Raw genomic sequence first — 26,500 nt, 5'->3', positions numbered from 1 at the left:
CCGCCCGGCATGCGCCCGCGTGGCGGGCGCACGGTCCGAATGCGCTCGCCCGGTGCGTACGTTTCAGGTCCGCGCCGGCCGTGCCGGATGCCGGGTCAGAGGGTGAGGCGGTACAAGGTCAGCGGGCGGCCGCTGGAGCCGCTGGTCAGGTTGCCCGTGCGTTCGGCCAGGCCCGCGAGCTCCAGCCGGTGCAGCATGCGCCGGGCCGTGCGCTGCTGGACGGCGAGCCGGTCGGCGATCTCGCGGGTCGTCAGCGGCTCGTCCCCGACCGCCGCCCGCGCCTCCAGGAGCTTCTCCAGGGTGGACACCGACAGCCCGACGCGGCGGGCGATGACCGGCAGGGCGGGCGTGCCAGGCCGGGGCAGAGGCGGTGGCCGATTCCAGGACGATGTCGGTGTCGGCCCGCAGCGACAGCACGGCGGCCACATCGCCGATCCGGCGGGCCCTGGCCAGGGCGCGGCGGGCCAGGCTCTCGGCCTCCGCCGCGCTGCGGCCCAGGCCGAAGCCGACGTGGACGACGTCGTTCTGGCCGGCCAGGCGCGCCAGCATGGCCAGCCCCGTGAAGCCGCCCGTGGCGTCGTGCAGCGGCCCGCGGGTCGTCACCAGCAGGTGGGTGCCGCCGCGAAAGGCGGCCAGGGTGCCGCCGAGGGCGGTGGCCTCACGCAGCAGTCCCTCCGCATTGGCCACCTCGATGAGCCCGAGCGCGATCTGGGCGTCCTCCTGCGCCTGCCCCTCGGCGGTCAGCATGAGCTGGCGCAGCGCCACCCGTACCGAATGGACGGAGGGCACGAGGCGCAGCACGTGCAGCTCGTCGCGCAGGGCCTCGTGCACGGAGCTCAGGCAGGTGATCACCGCGTGCGGGGGCCCCTTGCGGTGGAAGGCGATCGCCTTCTTGGACGTCATCCCCGGCCGGTACGGCAGTACGCGCAGCTCTGCGGTCGGCAGCCCCGCCTCGGTGAAGGTGGCGTTGACGTCGGCCGTCGGCAGCGTGTCGATGGACAGCCTGGTGACGTCCTCGCCCTGGCGTTGCAGCCGCACCAGGGCGCTGAGCAGCGTCGCTCCCGAATAGTCGACGAACGCGGCCGGGCGGGTCAGCGCGTCGGCGTCACGGGAGAGCATGTAGGGCACGATGCCGGTGAACAGCCAGCCCTCGACGGAGGCGGCGTGCGCCTCGACGATCGCCGGGGCCTCCGACTCGTGGTCGTAGTCGAGGCGCAGCGTGGTGACGCCCGGTTGCTCCTCGCAGACGGCCGCGACGTCATCGACCAGGTCGTGCGGGCCGACGACCCCAATGACGATTCCCACGCACGCCTCCCCACGCCCTTATTTCGGTCGAGACCGCAATCATATCCAAGTGAGGTGCCCGGTGAAGTTCCCGTCCATGGCGGAAGCGAACGGCCGTACGCTCGGCGACGAGGAGGTGGCCGCCGTAGAACGGGTGATCCGTTCCGGCATGCTCAACTCCGTCTGGGGGAGCGAGGCGCGCGCCCTGGAGGCCGAGATCGCCCGATTGTACGGCGCCCGCCACGCGATCACCTGCAGCTCCGGCACGGCCGCGCTCCATCTGTCTGTCGTGGCGTGTGCGCCGGACCCCGGCGACGAGATCATCACGACGCCGATCACGGACTTCGGGACCGTGGCCCCCATATTGGCGCAGAACGCCGTTCCCGTCTTCGCCGACGTGGATCCCCGCGACGGCAATCTCGATCCTGACGCGGTGGCCCGCCTCATCGGGCCGCGGACGAAGGCGATCATGGCGGTTCACCTGTTCGGCGCACCGGCCAGGGTCGGCGAGCTGCGCGCGCTGGCCGACGAGCACGGCCTGATGCTCATCGAGGACTGCGCGCAGGCGTGGCTGACCGAACTGCCCGGCGGGCGGCTCGCGGGCACGATGGGTCAAATCGGCTGCCTCAGCCTCCAGCAGTGGAAGCACATCACCTGCGGCGACGGCGGCGTGACGATCACCGACGACGACGAGCTGGCCAGGCGGATGCGGTTGTTCGCGGACAAGGGCTGGGACCGCGCGGCCGGCCGGTCGCACGCCTCCTTCGGGCTCAACTACCGCATGACCGAGCTCCAGGCCGCTGTTGCGCGAGCTCAGCTCGCCAAGCTGCCCGGGGTGGTCGCCGCCCGCCGCCGCACCGCCGTGCAACTGCTGGAGGCGCTGAAGGACCTCCCGGGAGTGCGGCTGCCGCGCCCGGACGGCCACGCCTGGTGGCTCTTCCCGGTCGTGTGCCCGGACGGTGACGCGCCGGAGCTGGCCGCGCACCTCGCGGCGGCCGGGATCCCCGCGCGGGCCGGCGATCTCGCCGAGCCGCTGAACCGGGCGCCCGTGTGGGGCGCCGCGATCTACGGCACGTCCAGGTTCCCCCTCGATGGGTACACGCCCCATCCCTGCCCGCGAGCCGAGCGCATGGTGGAGCGTACGTTGCTGGTCATCGACTGGAACGAGAACTACACCTCCGAGCACGTCGAACTCATCGCCCGGGAAATGGCGAAGTTCCGGTCTCGACCGTAGTTACGTTCATGTATCAAGCATTGACCCCGGCAAGACGCGCTCACTAGGTTTCGGTCAGGACCGGTATTAGTCGAAAGGGAGCCGCCGATGAAGAGAGCAGCGGCAGCCGGCGTGGTGGCCGCGTTGAGCCTCGCGGTCGCCGGATGCGGATCCAGCGGTTCGGACAAGAGCGCCGTGACCTTGTGGATGTATCCCGTGATCGGGGATCAAGCCAAGAGCCAGGCCTTCTGGGGCAAGGTCGAGAAGGACTTCGAGACCGCCAATCCACAGATCGACGTCAAGATCGATCTGCAGCCCTGGGAGGGCCGCCAGGAGAAGGTCACCACCGCGCTGGTCTCGAAGAAGGGCTTCGACCTGGTGGTGCTCGGCCCCGACCAGATCCCCCAGTACGCCCAGCAGGGCACGATCGAGGCCGTGGACGACGTCGTCGCCCCCGCGAAGACCTCCTATCTGCCGGCCGCGCTGTCGGCCCTCACGGTCAACGGGAAGCTGTACGGCGTCCCCATCTACCAGACCATCACCGCGCCCATCTACAACAAGAAGCTGTTCGCCGACGCGGGCGTGAAGAAGGTGCCGGAGACGCTGGCGGAGCTCAAGGAGGCCGCGCCCAAGCTGGCCGCCAAGAAGGTCGCCATCCTGGACTACCCGGGCAAGCCCGATGTCAGCCTGAATCAGAGCTTCTACCCGTTCCTGTGGGCCAACGGCGGCTCGGTGTTCTCCGCCGACGGCAAGAGCGTCGCCTTCAACGGTCCTGAGGGCGTGGCCAGCCTGCAGCTGCTGCTCGACCTGAAGGCCGTGGGCGGCCTGCCGGAGAACACCGCCAGCAAGGGCAACGACATCGAGGGCGGCCCGCTGGCGGCCGGCAAGACCGCCATGTACCACGCGGCCACCGCGGGCCAGGCCGACCAGCTCGCCGCCGCCATCGGTGCCGAGAACGTCGGCATCGGCCTGCCGCTCGAAGGAACGAAGCGGGTGGCGTTCGGCATCCCCGGCGGTCTGGTGCTGGCCAAGCACTCCGAGAACAAGGACGGCGCCAAGAAGTTCGCCGCCTATCTGGCCTCACCGGAGGTGACGGCCAGGCTGTCGCAGGAGTCGGGCTTCTTCCCCGCGCGCACGGACGTCACCGTGCCGGGGCAGTCGGAGTCGTCCAAGGAGTTCGCCAAGTCACTCCAGTACGCCTTCCCCGGCGACACCCACCCCAAGGCCCGCCAGGTCATGGGCGTGCTCGCCCCGCACATCCAGGCCGCGCTGCTCGGCAAGGAGGACGCCAAGACCGCGCTCGACGCGGCCGCCAAGGAGGCCACCCAGTTGCTCTCCAGCGGCGGCTGAGCCCCCGGACACCCGCCAGAAAGGAGTCACCTGGTGCGCCAACGCCTGCGTGACCCGGTCACCGGACTGCTGTTCGTGCTGCCCGTGCTCGTGCTGTTCCTCATCTTCCGGATCTTCCCGTCGCTGGGCGCGGCGGGCATGAGCCTGACGAACTGGAACATCGGCGGTGAGTGGGACTTCATCGGCGCGGGCAACTACGCCCGGCTGCTCGACGATGTGAACTTCTGGCTGAGCCTGCGGGTCACGCTCGTGTACGTGGCGATCTACGTGCCGCTCACCCTGCTGGTGTCGCTCGGCACGGCGTTGCTGCTCAACCAGGTGGTCTTCATGCGCGGGTTCTTCCGCGGCATGCTGTTCCTGCCGTACGTGACGAGCTTCGTGCTGGCGGGCATCATCTGGCGCTGGATCTACGAGTTCGACGGGCTGATCAACGGCCTGCTGGCCAAGCTGGACCTCGGGCCCGTCGCGTTCCTGGAGCAGACGGCCCTGGTCCTGCCCGCGCTGGCCGTGGTGTCGGTGTGGAAGGGGTTCGGCTACTCGATGCTGATCCTGCTGGCCGGGCTGAAGTCGATCCCGTCCTCCTATCTGGAGGCCGCCACGGTGGACGGCGCGAGCCCGTGGCAGCGCTTCCGCAGCATCACGCTGCCGCTGCTCAAGCCCACGATCTTCTTCGTCGTGGTGATCGAGACGATCAGCGCGTTTCAGACCTTCGACACCGTGTACGTGATGACCGGCGGCGGCCCGGTCAGGGCCACCTACACCCTCATCTACGGCATCTACGACCACGGCTTCCGATCGTTCGACTTCGGCTACGCCGCCACGTGGGGCATGGTGCTGTTCGCGATCGTGCTGGTCGTGTCGCTGATCCAGCGCCGTTTCCTGGACCGGGGGAACACATGACGATCACCGCCACCCGTACCGCCTCGGGACCGCGCACGACCCAGGCGGCCCGGCGGCGGCGCCGCGGCACGAAGTGGCCGCTGGTGGCCCTGCTGGCGCTGCTGTCACTGCTGACCGTCGGCCCGTTCGTGGCGATGTTCATCGTGGCGCTGTCGCCGGCGGGCGCACCGACCGTGCCGCTTCAGTGGCCGGACTCCCTCACGCTGGACAACATCACGCGAGTACTGTCGTCGTCGGGCTTCGTCACGTGGACGGTCAACTCGCTGATCTACGCCCTGGTCTCCGTGGTGATCATCCTGCTCACCTCGTCCATGGCGGGGTACGCGTTCGCCAAGAAGCGTTTCCCCGGCCGCGAGGCGATGTTCTGGACGTTCCTCGCCACCATGATGGTGCCCTTCCAGGCCACCCTCATCCCGACGTTCGTGCTGGTCAACGGTTTGAGCGGGGTGGACACCTTCTGGGGCCTCATCGTGCCGACGCTGGCCAACTCGCAGGCCGTCTTCCTCATGCGGCAGTTCATCCTCGGGCTGCCGGACGAGCTGTTCGACGCCGCCAAGGTGGACGGGGCCTCGGAGTGGCGGGTCTACTGGACGATCGTGGTGCCGCTGATCAAGCCGATCCTCGCGACGCTCGGCGTGTTCGTGTTCCTGTGGCACTGGAACGACTTCCTGTGGCCGCTGGTCGTCGGGCAGAGCGACGCCACCCGCACGCTGACCGTGGGGCTGACCACGTTGCGGACGGAGGAGCTGCAGTTGTCGGTGCTCATGGCGTCGGCGGCGGTGTCGGTGCTGCCGTGCCTGCTGGTGTTCTTCCTGCTGCAGCGGTACCTGGTCAACAGCATCGCGATGACCGGCCTGAAATCTTGACATAGGGTCTGCCGGGTGGACATAGCGGTACGAGATCTTCGAGAACGGCTCCGGGGCGCGCTGATCGCCGCCGCGGCCACCCCCATGACCGCCTCCGGCGAGGTCGACCTCGACGTGGTCTCGCGTTACCTCGCCGGCCTGGTGGCCGACGGCGCCGATGGGCTGGCCGTGCTCGCGCACACGGGCCGCGGCCCGTACCTGGCCCCTGACGTGCGCGCCGCCGTCGTCGAGCGCGCGGTCGCGCTCGGCGTCCCCGTGATCGTCGGCGTGGGCGGCGGGGACGAGGATCCGGTGGCGCAGGCGCGGGCGGCGGCCCGGCTGGGCGCGGACGGCCTGCTCGTGTTCCCGTCCGAGGGCGACCGGGCGGCGCTGCACGAGGACCTGTGGCGGGCCGCCCGGCTGCCGATGATCGCCTTCGACCTCTACACGCGTCCGTGTCCGGAAGAGACACTGCGCGAGCTCCTCGCCCACCCGGGCGTGGCCGGGCTCAAGACCGCGCTGCTGTCGGACGCGATGGGCTGCCAGCGTGCCATCGCGCTCGCCCGGCAGGCCGGTCGGCTGGCGATCACGGGGGAGGACCGCATGTTCGGCCCCTCCCTGCTCTGGGGCGCGCAGGCGGCCCTGGTCGGCATCGCGGCGGCGAGCGTCGGCGTGAGCGCCGCCGTCCTGAAGGCGTACCAGGGCGCGGACCTGCGCGCGTTCGAGGCGGCGTCGGGGCGGCTTGACCGCCTGGCGCAGGTCACGTTCACCGAGCCGATGGAGGGTTATGTGCAGCGCATGCTCTGGCTCGCCGCCGCCGAGGGCCGGGTGCCGGAGGCGTACGCGCACGACCCCTACGGCCCGCCCCTGCCGGAGGAGGAGCGGGCCGCGCTGGTGGCGCGGTCACCGGCCGTCGATGGCGACCCGGACGAGATCGCGGCCGCGCACCGCGTACAGGGCCCGGCGTGAGGGGTCGAGCGCCAGCTTGGGCTCGCCGCCGAACCATTCACCGGCCAGCCCCTCCACGATCGCCTTCGCGGTGAACGAGCGCAGGTCGATCTTGTAGATCTTGTCGCCGTCGGTGCAGTACGCGACCCGCCCGGTGACGAACAGCTCCCCGCCCTTGGCCCCGACTTCGATCGTCTTGGTGACCTTCCTCCGGCGCAGGTCGAACTCGAAGACCTCGCCCGTGCCGGCCATGCCGTACAGGCTCGTCCTGCCGCAGGACAGCGAGGAGATCTGGCGGGCGCCTGGCACCGGCTCCACCTGCCAGAGCAGCTTCCGCTCGACCAGGTCGAACGCGGCCAGCCGGGCGGTGGTCGTGACGGGCGGCAGGCCCAGGCCCTCCTGGATGAGGGTGCCGAGGTAGGCGACGCCGTTCCGGGCGGCGACCGAGTAGACGGTCTGGCGCTCCACGACGGGCCGGTACGTCTCGTACGAGCCGGTGCGGGGCGAGTAGAGGGACAGTGCGCCGTTCATGTGGCCGGGCTCCGGCTGCGTGGGCATGATGACCAGGCCCGTCCTTGTGTCGTAGGCCAGGTCGCGCGGGCGGTCCTGCTGGTTGCCGGTGCGCGCGATCAGCTCGGCCTCGGTGGCGCCGGGGCGGTGCGCGTACAGGGCGGCCTGGGTGTAGACGCCGAGGTAGGTGGTCTCGCCGACGGTGAGCAGCGTCTTCGGCTCGCCCGCTATGGCGAGCCTGCTCACCTGGCCCGTGGCGAGGTCGTGCACGTCGGCGCCGCCCTTGCCGCCGACGTAGACCCGCCGGCCGTCGGAGTGCACGGACATCGGCTCCTCGGGGGCGGCTTTGAAGCCGCGCTGCACGAGATTGACGTAGTCGAGCGAGCCGGCGGCCGGGTCGTAGACGAAGACCGCGCTGTCCTGGACGCCGTAGACGCGCCCGCCATGTTCCAGGATGCGGTGGGTGGCGGCCTCGAAGTAGGGCACCCCGAGCACCTCCAGCTCCTCTGTGGCCAGGTGGTAGCGGTAGAACGTGCCGGAGGGGCGGCCGGCGAAGTAGACGTGCCCGTCGTGGATCAGGACGGAGACGATGTACTTCTCGCCGGGGGCGGTGGCCTTGACGACCTTGTAGTTCTCGGGCGCCGCCTTCTCCAGCACGAGCAGCTCGCCCAGCGAGTTGAGGCCGCAGGCGAGATGGGTGTCCGACATGTCCATGCTGGAGACCCAGTCACGGTCGGCCACGGCGGCCGGTAACAGATCGCGCTTCTCGCCGGTCGTGCGGTTGATCGCGATGAGGTGGGCGTGCGTGCCGATCCCGGCGTAGACGTGCGTGGCGTCGGCCTGGATGCTGCGGACGTACGCCTCGCCGGGAGCGGGCTGGCCCAGGTCGCGGCTCTGGCCCGTGGCCGGGTCGTACTCCCAGACGCGGCCGGGCTCCGACGTGCCCAGGTAGACCTTGCCGTCGGGGGAGGAGGCCATGGTCCAGATGTAGTGGTCGGGGTAGTCGGCGACCTTGGTGACCTGACCGGCGACGGTGTCGATCTTGTAGAGGGCGGACTTCGCGTGGGTGCCGACGTAGACGTCCGTGCCGACCTTGCACATCGCCCAGATGCCGACACCCGTCGGAATGTCGAAATGGGCCGTGACCGAATCCTGCGCGAGGTCGTACGCGCCGACCACGTTGGGCGACAGGCCGCGCGAGCCCGCATAGAGCACGCCGCCGACGAACTCGCCGTTGCCGAGCGGGCTGGCGACGCTCGCCGGGCCGAGGCCGGTGAGGGTGCCTTCCTTCTCGCGGCGAGCGGTTACCTGGGCGGTCTGCTGGGCGGGGACGTTGGCGGCTTCGTGGCCGGCCGCCCGGACGGCGGCGTGGGCGGGCAGGGCGGGGACGGTGGCGGCCGCCGTGGTCAGGGCGGCCGCCTGGAGGAAACGGCGGCGGGGGATCATGCGCTGGCTCCCTTGGTCAAGTTTCGCCGCACGGTATAACGGGCTAGGCCGTAATGTCCAGATCTGGAAAGAGAGCGGCGGCGTTGCGCCAGGCGATCCGCTCGGCGACCGCGGCGGTGAGCCCCGCCGCGGCGACCGCCCCGAACGCCGACGACGGGTCGATCAGCGTGGCGTCGGTCCCGAACAGCAGCTGGGCCGGGTTCACGCCCGCCACCACCTCGGCGATGCGCCCGGCGGGGGCATGCGACCAGCAGGGCTCCAGGTAGAGGCGGTCGCAGGCGTTCGCGGCCTCGATGGCGTGCCTGAACCCGTCGGCGCCCATGTGCCCGGCGATCACCCGCAGGCCCGGGATGTCCAGGCAGACCTGCGCCAGCTCCAGCACCGAGGTGCCCCAGGTGTGCACGAGCGCGGGCCGGCCGGTCCCGGCCACCAGCGTCAGCGCGTCGCGCAGGCGGCGCGAGCCGACCGGCGAGCCCGTGTAGTCGGTATGGATCTTGACGCCCGCGAACCGGCCGCTCGGCAGGTACGCCGCCAGATCCTCCTCCGCCTCGCGCAGCCGTCGCGGGTTGACCGTGACGTAGCCGAGCAGCCGATCCTGCGTCTCCAGGTATGCGGCGAGTGCGCGGTTGCCGGCCTGGGCGTCGTAGATGACGGCCTCGGTCGCCGAGACGATCGCCCGGTCGATGCCGTAGCGGTCCATGGTGGTGAGATTGGCCTCGGCCACGTCCATGGTGAAGAACCACGGGCCCCAGTGGGCGTGCACGTCGATGATCACGATTCGCCTCCGAGCAGCCGCCTCGCGTTGCCCCCCGCCACGGCGGCGGCCTCGTCCGGCTTCAGGCCGCTGGTGGCCAGGCGCAGGAGGGGCACGAGGGGTTCGTAGTGCGGGGTGCGCGAGCCGAACAGCAGGCGGTCCGCACCGAGCTCGGCGGCGGCCAGCTCCAGCGCGTCGGGGGAGTTGAGCAGGCGGGTGGAGGTGTGGAAACCCGGCTCGTCCGCGGCGGCGACCAGGAAGTCGCCCAGGTGGTAGAAGTGCGTGTCCAGGAAGACCACGCGCGCCTCGATCCCGGCGAACGGCTGCCAGAACCGCCGGACGTCGCCGCCGGTGAGCACCACCAGCCCGAGCCGCGCCGCCCGCCGGGCGACGTGCCGGACCGAGGGAAAACCCGCCTCGACGCCCTGCTCCTCAGGGAACAGCCGCACGGCACGTACCCCCTTTGCCGCCAGCCGCTCCAGCTCCCGCGCCGCACCGACCGGGTCGCGCAGGTCCACCGCGCCCACGGGCACGACCTCGGGAGCCGTCTCCGCGAGCAGTTCGTCGTTGCCCGAGCGCACGTCGAACAGCGCGGCCCGCAGGCTCGCCACCGCCGCCGACCTGATGCGGTGCTGCTCCAGGAGCGCGAGCACCGAGCCCGGCGTGCCCGGTGGCCCGTCACGGTCCGGGTACGCCCCGAACAACACGTCCACGTCGAGCGAGACCTCCAGCCCGCCCAGCAGCCGACCGGCGTCGAACGGCATACCGGTCTCATCCTTAATCGCCATGCCGCACATGATGCCATTGACGTGTAGCGTGCATAAGGTTACGGTCTGGGCCAAAATCGCCATGCCGCACATGATGCCATTGACGTGTAGCGTGCATAAGGTTACGGTCTGGGCCAAAATCGCTCAGCAATGAACGTGAGGTGCTCGGATGTTCCGCACGCTCCTGGTCGCCCTGACGGCGCTGTTACCCACGCTCCTCACCGGTCCGGCGGCCCGCGCGGCGACGGCGTGCGACGCGCCGGCGGTGGAGCGGTTCGGCCCGGCGTCGGTCACCGGCGCCATCGTGGGCGCGGCCGTGCTCGACGGGCACGCCTACGTCGTCACCCGGGGGCTCAAGCCGCCCGTGCTCGCGGACATCGACCTCGCCACCCGCGAGGTGGTCAGGAGCGTCACGCTGCCGGACGGCCCCGCCGCCGGCGAGCCGGAAGGCGCATGGGCCACGGCGGTGTCCGGCGGCAAGGTCTACGTCGGCACGTACCCGGTGCCCGACCTGTACAGCTTCGACCCGGCCACAGGTGTGGTGGAGCATCTGCGGTCGTTCGGGGCCAACGGCGGGTTCGTCTGGAGCCTCGCCGCCGCGCCCGACGGCACCCTCTACGCCGGCACCTACCCCGACGGCCGCGTCAGGGAGTACGTGCCCGCCACCGGCGAGGTGCGCGACTTCGGCGTGCTCGCCCAGGGCGAGCGGTACGTCCGGGCGGTCGCCGCCGACGACACCTACGTGTACGCCGGCCTGCTCGACAAGGGCAAGCTCGTGCGCATCACCCGGGCCGACGGCGCCATCAAGGAACTGGCGACCGGCCCGGCCGGCATCGGCGCGGTCGCCGAGCACGACGGCCGCGTGCTTGCGGCCGCCGGCGGCACGCTGATCGACGTGCGCGCGGACGGCACGGACGAGCGCCGCGTCAGCCTCGGCTCCGGCACCATCGACATGCTGACCGTGGCCGGCGACGGCACCGTCTACGCCACCTCCCGCCCCGACGGCGCCGTGCACCGCTACCGCACCGGCGACACCGCGTTCGCGAAGGTCGCCGACCCGCCCTCCCCGGCCGACGAGACCAGGCGGCTGCACCTGGCCGACGAGCACACCCTGCTCGGCTTCGCGGGCAGCGGCGGCATGTGGTCGCTGGACCTGAGCACCGGACGCTCCACGCTGACCGACCTGATCGAGGCCGGCCTGCCCGCCGGTCCCGAGCGGCCGCAGAGCATGCTGCTCGTGAACAACCGCGCGGTCTACGTCGGAGGTCACTTCTCCATGGAGGTGCGCGACCTGCGCACGGGTGAGCGGCGCCGCTTCCGCATGCCCGGCGAGCCGAAGGACCTCGTACGGCGGGGCGACAAGATCTACGCCGCCATCTACCCCAGCGGCCAGATCGTCTCCGTGGACCTGCGCACGGACGAGGTGCGCAGCCTCGGCACCCTCGGGCACGGCCAGCAGCGGCCCTGGGACATCGAGTACGACCGCGTCACCGACAAGATCGTGGTCGCCAGCGCCCCGCTGGGAGCCGCGCTGGAGGGCGCGCTGTCCGTGATCGACCCCGGCACCGGCCGGATCGACGTCTACAAGGGCGTCATCCCGGACCAGAGCCTGATGAGCCTCTCGCTCGATCCGCGCGGTGGCGTCGTCTACCTGGGCGGCGATGTGCTCGGCGGCGGCGGGACCCCGCCGGTCGCGACGTCGGCGTCCGTCGCCGCCTTCGACCTGCGCGCCCGCAGAGTGCTCTGGCAGGTGGACCCCGTGCCGGGATTCCGCACGTTCCAGGACATCAAGGCGCACGACGGCCTGCTGTACGGCGTGTACAAGCGCGACTCGGGCGCCTGGATCGCCATGGACCTGGCGACGAAGAGGGTCGTGCGCCAGGGCAGGCTCTCCGGGTACGGCGAGCTGACCGTGCACCGGGGCAGGGTGTTCGTGTCCACGTTCTTCGGCGGCGGCAATGCGTACGAGCTGGGGAACGAGGCGAAACTCCGCGCCACCGGGCTCGGCGACGAGTGGTACACCAACCCGCAACTGCACTTCGAACCGGGCTCCTGGTGGGCGTGGGCGCTGGTGGGCCGCGATCTGGCCAGGATCAGGCTCGACCCGCGCTGCCCGGCCTTGACCATCACTCCGTAACGCGGCTAGGTTTCGGTCTGTGCCGAAATTTGTGTTCGATGCCCACCGGCTCGTCGGCCCCGTACCGTTCGACGACCTGCCGAGCGATCCCCGGGGCGAGATGGACCGGCTGGGCATCGACCGCGCCTGCGTCACCCACACGCTCAGCCTCTACTCCGACCCGCAGGCCGGCAACGAGGCGCTGCTCGCGATCGGCGACCTCCGCCTCGTCCCGGTGCCCGTGGTGGTGCCGGGGGAGACGCGCCACGACTGGGACGGCGTGCCGATGATCAGGCTCTGCCCCGAGCGCCACCGCTTCGACCTCACCGGGCCGCGCACGCTGCGCTGCCTGGAAGCGCTCGGCCTGCCGGTCGCGATCGACCTCGACGAGACATCGCCCGCCCAGCTCCGGCACCTGGCCGAGCGCCTCCCCGGCCAGCGCATCCTCGTGCTCAACCCCGGCTACCGCAGGCTGCGCGCGCTGGCCGAGCTGATGGAGGAGGCACCGAACGTGTGGGCCGAGATCGGCACCGTCAACACCCAGGGCGGCGTCGAGTGGCTGGCCGCGCGGTTCGGGGCGCGGCGGCTGGTGTTCGGCACCGGGGCGCCCGTATCCGACGACTGCGGGCCGCGCTTCCTGCTCGACCACCTCGACCTGCCCGCCGAGGACGTCGAGCGGATCGCCGCGGGGAGCCTGGAGGCACTGCTGTGATCCTTGACGCCCACGGACACGTCGGAACCTGGCCCGACTTCCTCATCCCGCACCCGACCGCCGAGCACCTCGTGGCCACGATGGACCGGATCGGCGTCGATGCGATGGGCATCAGCCATCTGCTCGCCGTCGGCCCCGACGCGGTGCGCGGCAACGAGCTGGCCATGGAGATCGCCGAGCGGTTCCCCGGCAGGTTCGGGGTCTGGCAGGTCTACAACCCGCACCACCGCACGCCGCTCGCCCACGAGGGCGTGTGGGGGGTCAAGCTCCATCCCGACGTCCACCAGTGCCGCCTGGACGATCCCCGGTACGAGCCGGTCTGGCGGCTCGGGCTGCCGGTCCTCGCGCACGGCCAGACCGACTCGCCGTGGAGCGACCCCGCCCAGTTCGCCGCCATCGCCGCCCGGCATCCGCAGGTCCCGCTGATCATGGGTCACACCGGGCTCTGGCCGTACGGGTTCGGCCGGGCGGCCCGGCTCGTGGCCGGGCACCCGAACGTCTACCTGGAGACGTGCGGCTCGAAGATGACCGGCCGCTGGATCGCCCGGCTGGTGGAGATCGCCGGGGCCGAGCGGGTGCTGTTCGGCTCCGACGCCTGCTTCCTCGACCTGCGCACGGGCTACGGCCGCGTCGCCCTGGCCCCGCTCTCCGGCGCCGACCGCGCCCTCGTCCGCGGCGCCAACCTGGCCCGCCTGCTCGGCCTGCCCGTCCAGCCATGAAGGGACGCCTCTCGTGACCCTCGCCATCCACGGCGGCACCCCTGTCCGCACCCGCCCCTGGCCCTCCTGGCCGCCGCCGATCGACCCCGCGCAGCGCGCGCTCGTCACCGAGGTGCTGGAGAGCGGTCTCTGGGGAGCCACCCAGGACGGCTCCGTGGTGGCCGACCTGGCCGCCGCGTTCGCCCGGCGCAGCGGCGTCCCGTACGGCGTCGCCGCCTGCAACGGCACGCTGGGCCTGTTCGCCGCGCTGCGCGGCCTCGGCGTGGGCAGAGGGGATGAGGTGATCGTCCCGGCGTACACGTTCGTCGCCTCGGCCACCGCGGTGCTGCTGGCCGGAGCCGTGCCGGTCGTCGCCGACGTGGACCCGGCCGACCTGCACCTGTCGCCGAGGGCCGTGGAGGCCGCCGTGACCGGCCGGACGGCGGCGATCATGCCGGTGCACCTGGCGGGCAGCCCCGCCGCCATGGACCCGCTGAACGAGGTGGCCGCCCGCCACGGGCTCGCGGTCGTCGAGGACGCCGCCCAGGCGCACGGCGCCACGTACCGCGACCGTCCCGTCGGCGGCCTGGGCGATGCTGGCGTCTACAGCTTCCAGGCGAGCAAGGCGATGACCGCGGGCGAAGGCGGCCTGGTCGTCTGCCGCGACCAGGCCGTGCACGACCGCGTCTGGTCCATCTGCAACGTCGGTCGCGAGCCCGGCGGGCGCTGGTACGGTCACCCCGCCGCCGGCTGGAACCTGCGGCTCACCGAGATCCAGGCGGCGCTCCTGCTGCCCTGGCTCGACCGTCTCGACGAGGAGGTCGAGCGCAGGAACGCCTTCTGCGCCGCGTTCGAGCGCGAGCTGGCCGCCGTCCCCCGGGTGAGCGTGGTGCCGCAGCCGGAGGGAACGACGCGCGACTCGCGCCACCTGCTCATGCTGCGCCTGGACGGTGACGTGGACCGGGAGTTCCTGCTCGCCGCCATGGCCGCCGAGGGAGTGCCGCTGGACGCCGGCTACCCGCCGCTCGGCTCGATGGCCGCGCTCACCGCCGAGGGCGCCCGAGCCGAGCCCTGCCCGGCTGCCGAGGAGGCCGCGCGGACCGTCGTGTGGGTACGCCAGCCGATGCTCATGGAGGCTCCGGAAGCGGCCTCCGACATCGCCGAGGCGCTCGCGAAGGTGCTCGGCAAGGAGTAAGGAGTAAGGCCGCCGGGCGGGGAGATCGTCCCCGCTCCCGGCAAGCCGAGGGCGAGGAGATCGTCCCCGCTCCCGGCAAGCCGCCGGACATGAAGCGCCGCTCGCGTGCGGCGCTCGCGTCCGGCGGGGCGCCGAAGGCGGCACTCGGGCTCAGCCCGGCGCGGGCTCAGAAGCTGGCGAAGTAGGTGGCCGCCATGTCCTCGTCGCCGTGGCCCTGCGCCTCGGCGCGGCGGAACCGCTCACCGGCGGCGGCCACCACGTCGAGCCGCACCCCGGCGGCCTCGCCCGCCTCGGTGATCAGCCGGGTGTCCTTCTCGGCGTTGCGCACCGAGAACGCCGGCGCGAAGTCGCCCGCCAGGATGGCCTTGGACTTGGCCTGGAAGTACAGGCTGTCCAGCGGCCCGCCGCCGATCACGTCGAGGACCAGCTCGGGGTCGATCCCGAGCCCCTTGGCCAGGGCGAGCGCCTCGGCCACCACGGCGGTCGTGGAGACGGCGACGCTGACCGTGGCCAGCTTGAGCCGGGTGCCCGCGCCGCTCGCGCCGTCCTCGTCGAGCCAGAACGTACGCTTGCCGACCGCGCCGAACACCGGCTCCAGCGTCTTCCTCGCGGGCTCGGGCCGGCCGCGAGAATGATCAGCGCGCCCTGCTCGGCGGGCTGCTTGGTGCCCTGCACCGGCGCGTCGACGAACGTCAGCCCGTGCTGCGCGGCCAGCGCCGCCAGCCGCTCGACGCCCGCCACGCCGACCGTGCTCATCTGCGCCCACACCTGGCCGGACCGCAGCCCCGGCGCGGCGGCGGTGATCGCCTCGTGCACCGCGTCGCCGTCGCTCAGCATAGTGACGATCACATCGGCGCCTTCGACCGCCCGCGCGGGCGAGTCCGCCACGGTGGCGCCGTCGGCCTCCAGGGGCCTGGCCTTGTCGAGCGTGCGGTTCCACACCGTGACCTTCAGACCGGCCTTGGCGAGATTGCGGGCCATGGGGAGCCCCATGATGCCCGTTCCGAGAACTGCAACAGAAGTCATATGGTGATCCTACGACTATTAAATGATCACTCACTTGGCCGGGGGGCGTGTGTGAAGATGGCGGCATGCGACCGTCCGGCATCATGGCCGTGCGTCACGGCGAGAGCGAGGCCAACCTCGCCTACCGGCTCGCGGGTGACCGGCCGCTGGTCTACGAGCGCGGCGACGACGAGGTGACGCTGACCGAGCTGGGCCGTACGCAGGCGGCGGCGCTCGGCGGGATGCTCGCCGCGCTGCCCGAGGACGAAGCCCCCGAGCTGGTGTGCTGCTCGCCGTACCGGCGGGCGCTGGACACCTGGGAGATCGCCGGGCGGGAGTGGGGCGCGCGCCCGCCCGTCATCGTGGACGACCGGCTGCGCGATCAGGAGCCGGGCGAGTTCGCCGGGCTCAACCTGGCCGCGCTGCGCGAGCGCTTCCCCGGCGAACTGGCGCGGCGCGAGGCCGAAGGCCCCTACGCCTACCGCCCGCCGGGCGGTGAGTCGCTGGCCGACGTCACGGTCAGGCTCCGCGACTTCCTCGCCGACGACCTGGGCGGGCGGGCCGACGGGCGGCGGCTGCTGATCGTCGCGCACGACTCCGTGGTGCTGGGGCTGCGCCACGTGCTCGGCGGGCGGCCCGACACGGAGCTCGCGGAGGTGCTGGCGTTCGCGCCGGTGCTGAACGGGTCGGTGTCGGTGTGGCGGGCGGGCGAGCTGGTCCGCTTCAACGACGTCACCCACCTCGCGTCGTGATCACGTTCTGATGACGAGATCGGCGCGCTCCTTCGTACGGTCGGCGGCGAACCACTCGCGCTCGGCCGCGAACCACTCCCGCCAGCGCGGCTCCAGCTCGGGCCCGTCGCGCTCCAGCACCCGCCGCATCCGCTCGGCGTCGTCGGCCTCCACCCACACGGTGTAGGCGAGCAGATCGGCCACCGAGGCCCGCGCCGTGCCGACCCCTTCGATCACCAGCGCCGGGGCCGGCGGCACCGCCACCTGTTCGGCGTACGCCCCGCGCACCCAGTCGTACCTGCGGAAACCGCCCGGCCGGCCGTGCTGGAGCGGGCGCAGGACCTGCGACTCCAGCAGGTGGAACCAGCCGCCTGGCCCCTCCTCCCACGGCACGGGGAAGTCGTCGCTGTGGATCACCTGGCAGCCGAGCTCGGCCCCGAGCCGTCCCGCGAACGTCGTCTTGCCCGATCCCGCGGGCCCGTCCACCGCCACCAGGCGTACGGGACCGCAGGACGGAGCCAGACCGGTGATGCGCGAAGCCAGATCGATCATCGCCATCAGGGTAGAGGAAGAGGGGCGGACGCCTGCGAGAATGTTCATTCACCCCATAACGCGCGTGGGAGGTTGGGATCGTGCTCGGACCCCTCAGCGGCATCGTCGTGCTCGATCTGTCCAGGGCCCTGGCCGGGCCGCACGCCGCACAGCTCCTCGGCGACCTGGGAGCACGGGTGATCAAGGTCGAGCATCCGGACGGAGGCGACGAGTCACGCGGCTGGGGGCCGCCCTTCGTCGGGCCTGATCACGACATCTCCACCTACTTCCTGGCAGCCAACCGCAACAAGCAGTCCATCGCCGTCGATCTGAAGTCCGATGAGGGCAAGCGGCTCATCAAGCGGCTCGTCCGCCAGAGCGACGTCCTGATCGAGAACTTCCGTACGGGAGTGCTCGACCGCCTCGGCTTCCCCGTCGAGCGGCTGCACGAGCTCAACCCCCGCCTCGTCATCCTGTCGATCACCGGCTTCGGCCACGACGGCCCCGAGGCCGGCCGCCCGGGCTACGACCAGATCGCCCAGGGCGAGGCCGGCCTGATGTCGCTGACCGGCCCTTCGCCCGATGAGCCCTACCGCGTCGGCGCGTCCATCGCCGATCTGCTGGCCGGCATCCACGGCGCGTACGGCGTGGCCTCCGCGCTCTTTGAGCGCGAGCGCACCGGCAAGGGCCGGGTGGTGCGCACGTCCCTGCTCGCCGCCGTCACCGGCGTTCACTCCTACCACGGCACCGCGTGGACGGTCGGCGGCCAGGTGCCCAGGGCGAGCGGCAACCATCACGCCTCCATCACCCCGTACGGCGCGTTCCGCTGCGCCGACGGCATGCTGCAGATCGCCGCGGGCAACGACAGCCAGTGGCGCAAGGTCGCCGCGCTCCTCGGCATCGACCCCGAGCAGCCGCGCTACGCCACCAACCGCGACCGGTTCCTGCACCGCGACGAGCTGATCGCCGACATGGAGAAGGCGCTGGCCGCCCACGACCGCGACCACTGGCTGGCCGAGCTGAGCGCGGCCGGCGTGCCCGCGGGCGCGATCAGGACGCTCGACGAGGTCTACGGCTGGGAGCAGACACGTTCGCAGGGCCTGGTCATCCAGGTCGATCACCCGGTGCTCGGCCCCATCGAGCTGCCGGGACCGCCGCTGCGCTTCGACGGCCTGCCTCCGATGACGCACACCGCCCCGCCCGCACTCGGCCAGGACGGCCCCTCCGTGCTCGCCTGGCTCGAGGAGCGCGAACGATGAGCGACGATCGGTGGCACCGGCGGGGGCGCTCGTGCGTCAACATTGCATCGTTGGCAGACATCTAGGGAGCGATAGTGAGCCGACCGGACGCGCGCACGCTGATTGACACGGTCCTTGACCGGGGGTCGTGGAAATCATGGGATGTGCCGCCCGCCGATCCGGCCGAGCCAGGCTCCTCCTACGCCGACGAGCTGGCCGCGGCCCGCATCAAGTCCGGCTACGACGAGGCCGTGATCACCGGCGAAGGGCTGCTCGGCGGCCGCAGGGTGGCCGTCGTCGCGTGCGAGTTCTCGTTCATGGCGGGCTCGATCGGGGTGGCCGCGGCCGAGCGGTTCGTCACCGCCGTCGAGCGCGCCACCCGCGAGCGGCTGCCGCTGCTCGCCGCGCCCGCCTCCGGCGGCACGCGCATGCAGGAGGGCGCGCTCGCGTTCGTCCAGATGGTGAAGATCACCGCGGCGATTCAGGCGCACCGCTCCGCCGGTCTGCCGTACGTGGTCTATCTGCGGCATCCGACGACCGGCGGCGTGTTCGCGTCGTCGGGGTCGCTCGGGCACGTCACGGCCGCCGAGCCTGGGGCACTGATCGGGTTCCTGGGGCCGCGGGTGTTCGAGTCGCTGCACGGCTACCCCTTTCCCGAGGGCGTGCAGGTCGCCGAGAACCTCCACCGCAAGGGCCTGCTGGACGCCGTCGTGTCGGCGGAGGAGGCCAGGGAGGTGGCGATCAGGGCGCTGTCCGTGCTGGCCGACGACGGCTCGGGCGTGGTCGCGGGCGAGCCGCCCGAGGAGGACCTGCGGCCGGTCGAGGCGTGGGAGGCCATCACCCGGTCCCGGCGCGACGACCGTCCCGGCGTACGCGCGCTGCTCAAGCTCGCCGCCACCGACGTCACCCCGCTCAGCGGCACCGGCGAGGGCGAGAACGAGCCGGGGCTGCTGCTCGCGCTGGCCAGGTTCGGCACCGCGCCGGCTGTGGTGCTCGGCCAGGACCGGCGCTTCCAGCGCACCAACGCGCCGCTCGGCCCGGCCGGGCTGCGGGTGGCCAGGCGCGGCATGCGCCTCGCGGCCGAGCTGGGCCTGCCGCTCGTCACCGTGATCGACACCGCGGGGGCCGACCTGTCGAAGGCGGCCGAGGAGGGCGGGCTGGCCGCCGAGATCGCGCGCTGCCTGGCCGACATGGTGACGCTCGAGGCGCCCACGGTCTGCCTGCTGCTCGGCGAGGGCGCGGGCGGGGCCGCGCTGGCGCTGCTGCCCGCCGACCGGGTGCTCTGCGCCCAGCACGCCTGGCTGTCGCCGCTGCCGCCCGAGGGCGCATCCGCCATCCTCTACCGCTCGGTCGACTTCGCCCCCGAGATCGCCCAGGCGCAGCGCATCCGCGCCACCGACCTGCGCAGCGACGGCATCGTGGACCGGGTCGTGCCCGAGCTGCCCGACGCCGCGTACGAGCCGCGCCAGTTCTGCGAGCGGGTGGGGCGGGCGCTGGAGTACGAGATCGCGCACCTGCTGCGGCAGGGCAAGGAGGAGCGGCTGGCCGCCCGCCACGCCCGCTACCGCCACCTCCGCTGACCCGCCACCCGGCCCGGCCGGCCTCCGACCGGCGCGCAGGCCCGCGCCGGTCATCGCGCCTCCGGCGTGCCGGTGTGCGCGGAGGGCACCGCGACTCCGGCCCGCCGCAGCCCGCTAGGGCACCGGGATGCGTTCGATGCGGATGGAGGTGACCTCTTCGCGGGGCACGACGACCTCGTACGCCCCGTGATCGACCATCCAGTAGCCCAGCGCCTCGGCCTTCATCCCGCTGTGGCCGGTGTAGGCGATGTGCAGGCCGTCGTCGTCCTCGTCGAGCACGATGCACGGCTCGCCGCCGAACGCGCCGACGGTGCGGATGAGCACCAGCGACTCCACCTGGGAGCGCGGCACCGTCCGCCGCCAGTAGCCGGAGGCGGGCTCGAAGCCCTCCAGCTCGGTCTCGCTGAACAGCACCACCTGGTCGCTGTCGGGGCCGAGCGCCGCGGGCAGCGTGTGCTCGCCGAAGCGGGCGACGAAGCCCGAGGCGATCGGCGTGGTCTCGACGCTCATGCGGCGGGCCGCCAGGTCAGCCCGTCGTACTCGGCGAAGGGCCGCTCGCCCTCGGCGGTGACGTGGACGATCTGCGCCCCTGCCGGTATCGGCATGGGGATGGTGTGGAACTGCGGCACGACGTGCTCGGACGAGGTGGTGAACCCGTTGCCCGCGAACGGTGGCGCGTCGCTCCAGTCGCCGCCCATGTGGGGCCCGTAGGGCACCTGGTAGTTGTCGACGTCGCGGGCGTACCAGCGCATGACGTAGAGCTCGGGCACCTCGGCGAACAGCTCGGAGCCGTCGAAGGACAGATCGAGCCCGTAGAACAGCGCCTCGGGGGTGGTCAGCCTGACGCAGTCCTGGACGCGATAGACGTAGCCCGAGATGACCGTGCGCTTGCCCGACAGGTAGGGCACGAGCAGACGCGGCGGGACGACCTTCTGCATCTGCGTTCCACTCACGGGTCTACTTTACGATCGCTTGACCCCCGGATGGGCCACTCCCCGCTACAGAACGCGATGTTCGAGACACGGCAGGGTGGCGCGGGCGGTCGTCGTGAACTCGTGGTCGATCTCGACGAGGCGTACGCCGGGCCCGGTGCCCATGTCGGCGCGGACCACGCCGAGCGGATCGACCAGCATGCTGCGGCCCACGCCGTAGCCGTCGGACGACTCGGCGGGGTTGGGCGCCTGGCCGACGGCGGCGGTCCACATGGTGTTCTCCAGCGCCCGAGCCCTGACCAGGGTGATCCAGTGGTCCTCCTTGAGCGGCCCCGAGCCCCAGGCGGCGATCACCGCGAACAGCTCGGCGCCCTTGTCGACCAGCGCCCTGGCCAGCTCGGGGAAGCGCACGTCGTAGCAGGTGATCAGGCCCACCTTGAGCCCGGCGAGCTCGGCGACGACGGGCTCGGTGCCCGGCTCGACCAGGTCGGACTCCTTCGCGCCGAACGAGTCGAACAGGTGGATCTTCCGGTACGCCGCCGCGATCGCGCCCTGGGCGTCGATGGCCACGGCGGTGTTGCGCACGCGGTCTTCGCCGGTCTCGAACGTGCCGGCGATCACCGCGATGCCGTGGGCGCGGGCCGACTCGGCGAGCCCGGACACGAAGGGGCCGTCGAGCGGCTCGGCGAGGCTCGTGATGCGCCGCCCGTAGCGGGTGAGCGTGGCCTCGGGGAAGATCGCAAGGTCGGCGCCTTCGGCGGCGGCGATCGCCTCCCTGGCCCTCTTGAGATTGGCAGACGGGTCAGGGGACACCTGGATCTGGCAGAGGGCGATGGTCGTCACGGCTTGACTCTAGCCGGTTCGGCACGGGACGGAAGTAGGTGAGGCAGCGCCAGATCCACTCCAGGGGCCCGTACCGGAACCGCCCGAGCCACCACCGGCTGAACAGCGCCTGGACGACCAGCGTCACCGCCGCAAGGGCGGGCACGGACCAGCGGGTCGGGTCGGCGTTGAGCAGCGGCACGGCGAGCACGATCACGGCGGTGCCGGTGACGTAGTTGGTCAGCGCCATCTTGCCGAGCGGCTCCAGCACCGCCGACAGGCGGGGGCGCAGCACGAGCAGCAGGCCCAGCGAGTACGCCGCCGCGCCCGTGATCGCGGCCACGTTGTAGACGGCGCCGTCGCCGGTGGCCCGCCCGGCGGCCGTCAGCAGCGCGGTCGCGAGCGCCGTGACCGCGAACCCCGGCAGCAGCAGCTCGCGCGGCGGCCGCAGCCGCCACAGCGCCATGCCGAGCAGGAACAGCCCGGGGATCAGCAGCACGCCGCCGCCCACCATCAGCCCCCAGATGGTGACGATGACGCCGAGCAGCAGCACCGGCAGCCCGCCCGGCAGGAACGAGGCGGGCAGCAGCACCAGCGCGCCGTAGAAGGCGTAGTCGGTCAGCACCTCGCCCTCGTAGAAGGCGTGCTGCACCTTGCCGATGCACAACAGCCAGAACAGCCGGCTCAGCAGCGCCCACCTGCTGTTGCCGCGCAGGAACAGCAGGAAGCTGATGCCGAACAGCATCGAGAAGATGGGGTAGAAGCGGCTCTGGAACAGGGTCTCGATCGTCCAGTCGAGCGGGACGCGCGGCTCCTTGTGGGTGTGCTGCCAGGTGTTGACCAGCATGATGCCGCCCACCGCGAAGCCGCGTAGGGCGTCGAGCTCACGGATGCGCGTCACAGGACCCAGGTGAACCACCATACGAGGAATCCCGCGCCGATGGCGGCCGCGGTGATCTGTGGCCACCTCCGGTTGTGCAAAAGCGCCGCCAGAGTGAGCACCACGGAGACGACCGCGAGCCAGGCGTACCACTCGATGATCGCCGGCACGCCGACGGTCAGGGCGCTGGCGTTGCTTGCGGCCAGTTCCCACACGGCCTGGCCGGTCAGCCCCGCGAACGCCAGCCCCGACAGCCCGCCGAACGCGGGCAGCGCGAGGCCCTTCAGCGCGGCCGTGACGAGCTGGATCAGGCAGGCCGCGGCGAACAGCGCGAACGGCACGGCCAGCCACGGCGTCTTCGCGATCTCGTACGGGGCTGCCGTCACGCGCAGCTCCACCGGCCGCGCCTCGGGGCAGGGGCCGGACGGCGGCGCCGCCGGGTCGGCCACGAACGCGGCTACCTTGCGCCGGCCGCAGTCGTCGGCGGCGAGGACGGAGTGAGACCTGTCGACTCGGGCGCCGAGCAGGGTGACCGGGGAAGCGGCCGGGTCGCGGCGGCCGGCCAGGACGTAGACGGGCGCTTTGAGCGTGGCCGTGGACAGCGCGGCGGGCTCGGGGGCTTCGGAGAGGTTCCAGGCGTCGCACACCGCCTTGTCGGCGGCGACGGTGAAGAGGCGGGACGCGGCGGGCGGGCGGCCGTCCTGGCAGCGTACGGCGTGATACAGTCCGGCCTCGCGCGCCGCGAGCTCGTCGCCGAGCCGCTCCACGAGCGGGCGCAGCAGCGCGTCGTCGCCCTCGGCCAGGGCGCTCACCAGCGCGGGCGCCACCGCGGCCGTCCCCGCGTCGCGCAGCGCCACGCCGAGCAGCGCGGCCAGGTCGTCGCCGCGCACCCGGGCCGTGAACTCCCTGCCGAGCAGCGGGTCCACCGCGCTCACCCGCGCCGGGCGGGCGTTCAGCCGGGCGACCGCCCGCTCGAAGGCGTCGCGCGCCCCCAGCCCGGCCATGACGGCGGCCGGGTCGTCCGCACCGTCGCCAGGCGGCGGGTACGAGCCGAGCACCACCGACCGCGTCCCCGCCGGATCGGCGGCGGCCACGGCCGCCATGACGCGGGCGGAGTAGCCGGTGCCGAGCAGGTTCCAGGTCTCGTAGCCGAGCTTGGAGCGCAGCGCGACCACGTCGGCCACGATCTCGCCCGTACGGTAGCCGCGCAGATCGACGCCCTGCCCGGCGAGCCGGTCGCGGCAGCGCGCGGCGGCGGCGCCCACGTCGGACGGCGGCTCGCGCAACCGCCCGAGCAGCGCCTGCGCCGTCTCGGGACAGGCCAGCGCGGGCCGCGACCACGCGCCGCCGCGCTGCTCGACCGTCACCACGTCACGGTCGGGGAACACGCGGGTCAGCCGCTCCAGGTGCCGCATCGACGGCGCGCCCGGCCCGCCGCCCATGAACACCACCGGGTCGGGCTTGCGGTCGCGGGCGAGCGAATGGCGCACCGCGTACGCCACCTTGATCGTGCGCCCGGGGGCCTCCCTGCGCTCGGGCACCTCGAGGAAGCCGCAGACCGTGCGGGCGGGCACGGGGACCGGGCAGGGACTCGGATCGGCCTGGGCCGGTGTCGCCGAGGGAGGCGCGGACAGGGCGAGGGCGAGCACGACCCGAATGAACACGGCACGAGACTAATAGTGTGGAGCCGTGACCGAACCACTTGTTGCCAGGATGCGCGCCTTCGGCACGACGATTTTCGCTGAGATGAGCGCGCTCGCCGTACAGACCGGATCGATCAACCTCGGGCAGGGCTTCCCCGACACCGACGGCCCGGCGGCGATGCTCGACCGCGCGGTGCAGGCGATCGGGGCGGGCGCCAACCAGTACCCGCCGGGACCCGGCGTGCTGGAGCTGCGGCAGGCGGTCAGCGAGCACCGTTCGGCGCACTACGGGCTCACCTACGACCCGGTGAGCGAGGTCCTCGTCACGGTGGGCGCCACGGAGGCGGTGGCGGCGAGCGTGCTCGCGCTCTGCGAGCCCGGCGACGAGGTGGTCGTCTTCGAGCCCTACTACGACTCCTACGCCGCATCCATCGCGCTGGCGCAGGCCAGGCTGGTCCCCGTCACCATGCGCCCGGTCGAGGGCCGCTTCACCTTCGACCCCGGCGAGCTGCGCGCCGCCGTCACGCCGCGCACCCGCGCGATCCTGGTCAACTCCCCGCACAATCCCACCGGCACCGTCTTCACCCGCGACGAGCTGACCGTCATCGCCGAGCTGTGCCGCGAGCGCGACCTGATCGCCATCACCGACGAGGTGTACGAGCACCTCACGTTCGACGGCGTCGAGCACATCCCGATCGCGACGCTGCCCGGCATGCGCGAGCGCACGGTGATGATCTCCTCGGCGGGCAAGACGTTCTCGGTCACCGGCTGGAAGACCGGCTGGGTCTGCGCGCCGCCCGCCCTGGTCACGGCGGTCTCGACGGTCAAGCAGTTCCTCACCTTCACCGCGAGCGCGCCGTGGCAGCTCGCGGTCGCGTACGGGCTGCGCCACGAGATGGAGTGGGTGAAGGCGCTCGCCTCCGGGCTCCAGGACAAGCGCGACCGCCTCATGGAGGGGCTGGCGGCGGCCGGGTTCTCGGTGCTGCGGCCCGCCGGCACGTACTTCGTCCAGACCGACATCCGGCCGCTGGGCTTCGAGGACGGCCTTGAGCTGACCCGCCGCCTGCCCGAGCTGGCCGGCGTGGTCGCGATCCCCACGCAGGTCTTCTACGACCGCCCCGAGCGCGGCCGCCACTTCGTCCGTTTCGCCTTCTGCAAGAAGGAGGAGGTCATCGACGAGGCGGTCTCCCGCCTGAAGCGCCTGTCGGCCTGAGCGGGCGTCGCGGTCCGGCCGCGCGCTTCTAGCGGCGCTCGCCCTTGCTCGCCTCGTCCAGCGGGGTCAGCGCCGCCGTGGCCTCCTCGTGCTCCATGCCGGTCGCCTGCAGCAGGTCCACCACGACCGAGCGCAGCTGGGCGATGATGACGTGCGCGGAGAAGCCCAGGCCCTTCGGGCGTTCCCTGGCGGCCACCGCGAGCAGCGCGTGGCGGGCCAGCGAGGGCTCACGTCCCGCGCCCAGCTCGAGCTGCAGCAGCAGCGCCGCCTCCGACACCTCGCGCATCGCCTCGGCCAGCGCCGCCGGGGGCGGGCTCGCCTCGCCGAGCGACGCCAGCGTCCGCCTGACCAGCACCCGGGTGTTGCGCAGCGCCAGGTCGACCGGCATGGCGGCGGTCTCGTACCGCGCCAGCCGGGCGCGCCGGTGCCAGTGCAGCGGGGAGATCATGGCGATCTCCTTGCTGGTCTCCAGCGCGGCCTCGAACTCGGCGACGGCGGCCTGCGTCGTACGGGCCTCCTCCAGCGCCTCGGCCGCCAGCTCCACGTCGCGCTTCTCGATCGCCTCGGCGGCGCGCTCCATCACGGTGGACAGCGCGTCGAGCACCCCCGACAGGTGTTTGGCCGCGATCGAGAACGGGCTCGCGGGCATCAGCGCCACCGCCGCGATGCCGACGATGCCGCCGGTGAGGGCGTCGAGCATCCGGTCGAGCCCGCCCACGTTCTCGCCCGGCAGCAGCGTGGCGACCAGCACCGCAGACGAGCCCGCCTGCGCGACGAACAGCGCCCCGCTGTTGAGCAGCACCGCCACCGTCATCGCCAGCGCCACGACCAGCGCGAGCTGCCAGGCGCCCGAGCCGATCCAGGACACCAGCAGGTCGCCCACGCCGACGCCGAGGCTCACCCCGACGACCAGCTCCACCAGCCGCCGCAGCCGCTGCCCGAGCCCGACGCCGATGCAGATCAGCACGGAGATCGGGGCGAAGAAGGGCCGGGGGTGGCCGAGCAGCTCGATGGCGATGAGCCAGGCGATGCCCGAGCCGACCGCGCATTGCGCGATGGAGGGCGCCGTCAGGGCGAATGTGCCCAGCCGTTCCTTGACGAGGTCGCTGAGCCTGGTACGCACCCCATCTACAATGGCGGATCTTTGTGACATCAAGGTCAAGTTTGCACCATATAACCCCTTTTAT

Annotated in this window: 25 protein-coding genes and 1 pseudogene; 13 read left to right on the top strand and 13 right to left on the bottom strand. The window is 72.2% G+C overall.

The window, feature by feature from the left end; genetic code table 11:
• Positions 1-63 precede the first annotated feature (63 nt).
• A complete protein-coding gene (locus ACFMQL_RS02555; RefSeq protein WP_378784411.1) occupies positions 64-1,305 on the bottom strand; it encodes a hypothetical protein in 1,242 nt (413 codons plus the stop codon).
• A 61-nt stretch (positions 1,306-1,366) separates the two neighbouring features.
• Between ACFMQL_RS02555 and ACFMQL_RS02550 the strand changes: the two genes are divergently transcribed.
• The 5 genes from ACFMQL_RS02550 to ACFMQL_RS02530 all read left to right on the top strand — a co-directional run bounded on the left by ACFMQL_RS02550 (position 1,367) and on the right by ACFMQL_RS02530 (position 6,561).
• Positions 1,367-2,518, top strand: coding sequence for a DegT/DnrJ/EryC1/StrS family aminotransferase (locus ACFMQL_RS02550; RefSeq protein WP_378784410.1), 1,152 nt, complete (start codon positions 1,367-1,369; stop codon positions 2,516-2,518).
• Positions 2,519-2,713: 195 nt separating this feature from the next.
• Complete coding sequence (locus ACFMQL_RS02545; RefSeq protein WP_378784408.1) at positions 2,714-3,847, top strand: extracellular solute-binding protein; 1,134 nt, start codon at positions 2,714-2,716, stop codon at positions 3,845-3,847.
• 33 nt (positions 3,848-3,880) lie between these two features.
• Complete coding sequence (locus ACFMQL_RS02540; RefSeq protein WP_378784406.1) at positions 3,881-4,747, top strand: carbohydrate ABC transporter permease; 867 nt, start codon at positions 3,881-3,883, stop codon at positions 4,745-4,747.
• Entirely contained in the window at positions 4,744-5,613 is an 870-nt protein-coding gene (locus ACFMQL_RS02535) for a carbohydrate ABC transporter permease (protein ID WP_378784404.1), read from the top strand. The genes ACFMQL_RS02540 and ACFMQL_RS02535 overlap by 4 nt, the downstream gene beginning before the upstream one ends.
• A 15-nt stretch (positions 5,614-5,628) precedes the next feature.
• Positions 5,629-6,561 carry a dihydrodipicolinate synthase family protein gene (locus ACFMQL_RS02530; protein WP_378784403.1) on the top strand — a complete coding sequence of 311 codons (933 nt, stop codon included), beginning with the start codon at positions 5,629-5,631 and terminating at the stop codon, positions 6,559-6,561.
• Here the strand turns inward: ACFMQL_RS02530 and ACFMQL_RS02525 are convergent.
• The 3 genes from ACFMQL_RS02525 to ACFMQL_RS02515 are packed head-to-tail and all read right to left on the bottom strand — an operon-like array spanning position 6,496 to position 10,038.
• Positions 6,496-8,496 carry a hypothetical protein gene (locus ACFMQL_RS02525; protein WP_378784402.1) on the bottom strand — a complete coding sequence of 667 codons (2,001 nt, stop codon included), beginning with the start codon at positions 8,494-8,496 and terminating at the stop codon, positions 6,496-6,498. The genes ACFMQL_RS02530 and ACFMQL_RS02525 overlap by 66 nt on opposite strands.
• 43 nt (positions 8,497-8,539) lie before the next feature.
• A complete protein-coding gene (locus ACFMQL_RS02520; protein WP_378784400.1) occupies positions 8,540-9,271 on the bottom strand; it encodes an amidohydrolase family protein in 732 nt (243 codons plus the stop codon).
• Positions 9,268-10,038: an amidohydrolase family protein gene (locus tag ACFMQL_RS02515; RefSeq protein ID WP_378784398.1), complete on the bottom strand. Its 771-nt coding sequence runs from the start codon at positions 10,036-10,038 to the stop codon at positions 9,268-9,270. Before ACFMQL_RS02515 ends, ACFMQL_RS02520 begins: the two co-directional genes overlap by 4 nt.
• 148 nt (positions 10,039-10,186) lie before the next feature.
• Between ACFMQL_RS02515 and ACFMQL_RS02510 the strand changes: the two genes are divergently transcribed.
• Genes ACFMQL_RS02510 through ACFMQL_RS02495 form a run of 4 tightly spaced genes read left to right on the top strand, consistent with a single transcriptional unit; the run spans position 10,187 to position 14,738 of the window.
• Complete coding sequence (locus ACFMQL_RS02510; RefSeq protein WP_378784397.1) at positions 10,187-12,154, top strand: PQQ-binding-like beta-propeller repeat protein; 1,968 nt, start codon at positions 10,187-10,189, stop codon at positions 12,152-12,154.
• A gap of 19 nt (positions 12,155-12,173) precedes the next feature.
• Positions 12,174-12,845, top strand: coding sequence for an amidohydrolase family protein (locus tag ACFMQL_RS02505; protein ID WP_378784396.1), 672 nt, complete (start codon positions 12,174-12,176; stop codon positions 12,843-12,845).
• Complete coding sequence (locus tag ACFMQL_RS02500) at positions 12,842-13,564, top strand: amidohydrolase family protein (protein WP_378784394.1); 723 nt, start codon at positions 12,842-12,844, stop codon at positions 13,562-13,564. Before ACFMQL_RS02505 ends, ACFMQL_RS02500 begins: the two co-directional genes overlap by 4 nt.
• Positions 13,565-13,577: 13 nt before the next feature.
• The gene (locus ACFMQL_RS02495) at positions 13,578-14,738 is read left to right on the top strand and encodes a DegT/DnrJ/EryC1/StrS family aminotransferase (RefSeq protein ID WP_378784392.1); all 1,161 of its coding nucleotides are present in this window, start codon (positions 13,578-13,580) and stop codon (positions 14,736-14,738) included.
• 166 nt (positions 14,739-14,904) lie between these two features.
• Here ACFMQL_RS02495 and ACFMQL_RS02490 read toward each other — a convergent pair whose 3' ends face one another.
• Together ACFMQL_RS02490 and ACFMQL_RS02485 are read right to left on the bottom strand one after the other, a co-directional pair.
• On the bottom strand, positions 14,905-15,327 hold the full coding sequence (locus ACFMQL_RS02490) for an NAD-binding protein (RefSeq protein WP_378784390.1): 423 nt from the start codon (positions 15,325-15,327) through the stop codon (positions 14,905-14,907).
• A gap of 83 nt (positions 15,328-15,410) precedes the next feature.
• Positions 15,411-15,719: pseudogene (locus ACFMQL_RS02485) on the bottom strand (NAD(P)-binding domain-containing protein); the annotation flags it as partial.
• 110 nt (positions 15,720-15,829) lie between these two features.
• On the opposite strand from ACFMQL_RS02485, the gene ACFMQL_RS02480 reads away from it, so the two are divergent.
• The gene (locus tag ACFMQL_RS02480; protein WP_364067480.1) at positions 15,830-16,495 is read left to right on the top strand and encodes a histidine phosphatase family protein; all 666 of its coding nucleotides are present in this window, start codon (positions 15,830-15,832) and stop codon (positions 16,493-16,495) included.
• On the opposite strand, the gene ACFMQL_RS02475 is transcribed toward ACFMQL_RS02480, so the two are convergent.
• Positions 16,496-17,026 (bottom strand): hypothetical protein, encoded by a 531-nt coding sequence (locus tag ACFMQL_RS02475; RefSeq protein ID WP_364067482.1) that lies wholly within the window; start codon positions 17,024-17,026, stop codon positions 16,496-16,498.
• Positions 17,027-17,106: 80 nt separating this feature from the next.
• Between ACFMQL_RS02475 and ACFMQL_RS02470 the strand changes: the two genes are divergently transcribed.
• Positions 17,107-18,264, top strand: a complete 1,158-nt coding sequence (locus ACFMQL_RS02470) for a CoA transferase (RefSeq protein WP_364067484.1) — start codon at positions 17,107-17,109, stop codon at positions 18,262-18,264.
• A gap of 74 nt (positions 18,265-18,338) precedes the next feature.
• Positions 18,339-19,823 carry a carboxyl transferase domain-containing protein gene (locus ACFMQL_RS02465; RefSeq protein ID WP_364067486.1) on the top strand — a complete coding sequence of 495 codons (1,485 nt, stop codon included), beginning with the start codon at positions 18,339-18,341 and terminating at the stop codon, positions 19,821-19,823.
• Positions 19,824-19,937: 114 nt separating this feature from the next.
• Here ACFMQL_RS02465 and ACFMQL_RS02460 read toward each other — a convergent pair whose 3' ends face one another.
• Genes ACFMQL_RS02460 through ACFMQL_RS02440 form a run of 5 tightly spaced genes read right to left on the bottom strand, consistent with a single transcriptional unit; the run spans position 19,938 to position 24,121 of the window.
• On the bottom strand, positions 19,938-20,333 hold the full coding sequence (locus ACFMQL_RS02460; RefSeq protein WP_364067488.1) for a hypothetical protein: 396 nt from the start codon (positions 20,331-20,333) through the stop codon (positions 19,938-19,940).
• A complete protein-coding gene (locus ACFMQL_RS02455) occupies positions 20,330-20,776 on the bottom strand; it encodes a hypothetical protein (RefSeq protein WP_364067490.1) in 447 nt (148 codons plus the stop codon). The genes ACFMQL_RS02460 and ACFMQL_RS02455 overlap by 4 nt, the downstream gene beginning before the upstream one ends.
• Positions 20,777-20,821: 45 nt before the next feature.
• Complete coding sequence (locus ACFMQL_RS02450) at positions 20,822-21,598, bottom strand: carbon-nitrogen hydrolase family protein (protein WP_364067492.1); 777 nt, start codon at positions 21,596-21,598, stop codon at positions 20,822-20,824.
• A complete protein-coding gene (locus ACFMQL_RS02445) occupies positions 21,558-22,478 on the bottom strand; it encodes a DUF418 domain-containing protein (protein ID WP_364067494.1) in 921 nt (306 codons plus the stop codon). Before ACFMQL_RS02445 ends, ACFMQL_RS02450 begins: the two co-directional genes overlap by 41 nt.
• Positions 22,475-24,121, bottom strand: coding sequence for a hypothetical protein (locus ACFMQL_RS02440; protein ID WP_378784387.1), 1,647 nt, complete (start codon positions 24,119-24,121; stop codon positions 22,475-22,477). Before ACFMQL_RS02440 ends, ACFMQL_RS02445 begins: the two co-directional genes overlap by 4 nt.
• A gap of 25 nt (positions 24,122-24,146) precedes the next feature.
• Here ACFMQL_RS02440 and ACFMQL_RS02435 point away from each other — a divergent pair, with 25 nt between their 5' ends.
• The gene (locus ACFMQL_RS02435; protein WP_364067498.1) at positions 24,147-25,313 is read left to right on the top strand and encodes a pyridoxal phosphate-dependent aminotransferase; all 1,167 of its coding nucleotides are present in this window, start codon (positions 24,147-24,149) and stop codon (positions 25,311-25,313) included.
• Positions 25,314-25,341: 28 nt separating this feature from the next.
• Here the strand turns inward: ACFMQL_RS02435 and ACFMQL_RS02430 are convergent, their stop codons facing one another.
• Entirely contained in the window at positions 25,342-26,436 is a 1,095-nt protein-coding gene (locus tag ACFMQL_RS02430) for an FUSC family protein (RefSeq protein ID WP_364067500.1), read from the bottom strand.
• Positions 26,437-26,500 lie beyond the last annotated feature (64 nt).

The sequence above is a fragment of the Nonomuraea fastidiosa genome, assembly GCF_042751225.1.
Taxonomy (GTDB): Bacteria; Actinomycetota; Actinomycetes; order Streptosporangiales; family Streptosporangiaceae; genus Nonomuraea; species Nonomuraea fastidiosa.
This window is presented reverse-complemented; position numbering and strand designations above follow the sequence as displayed.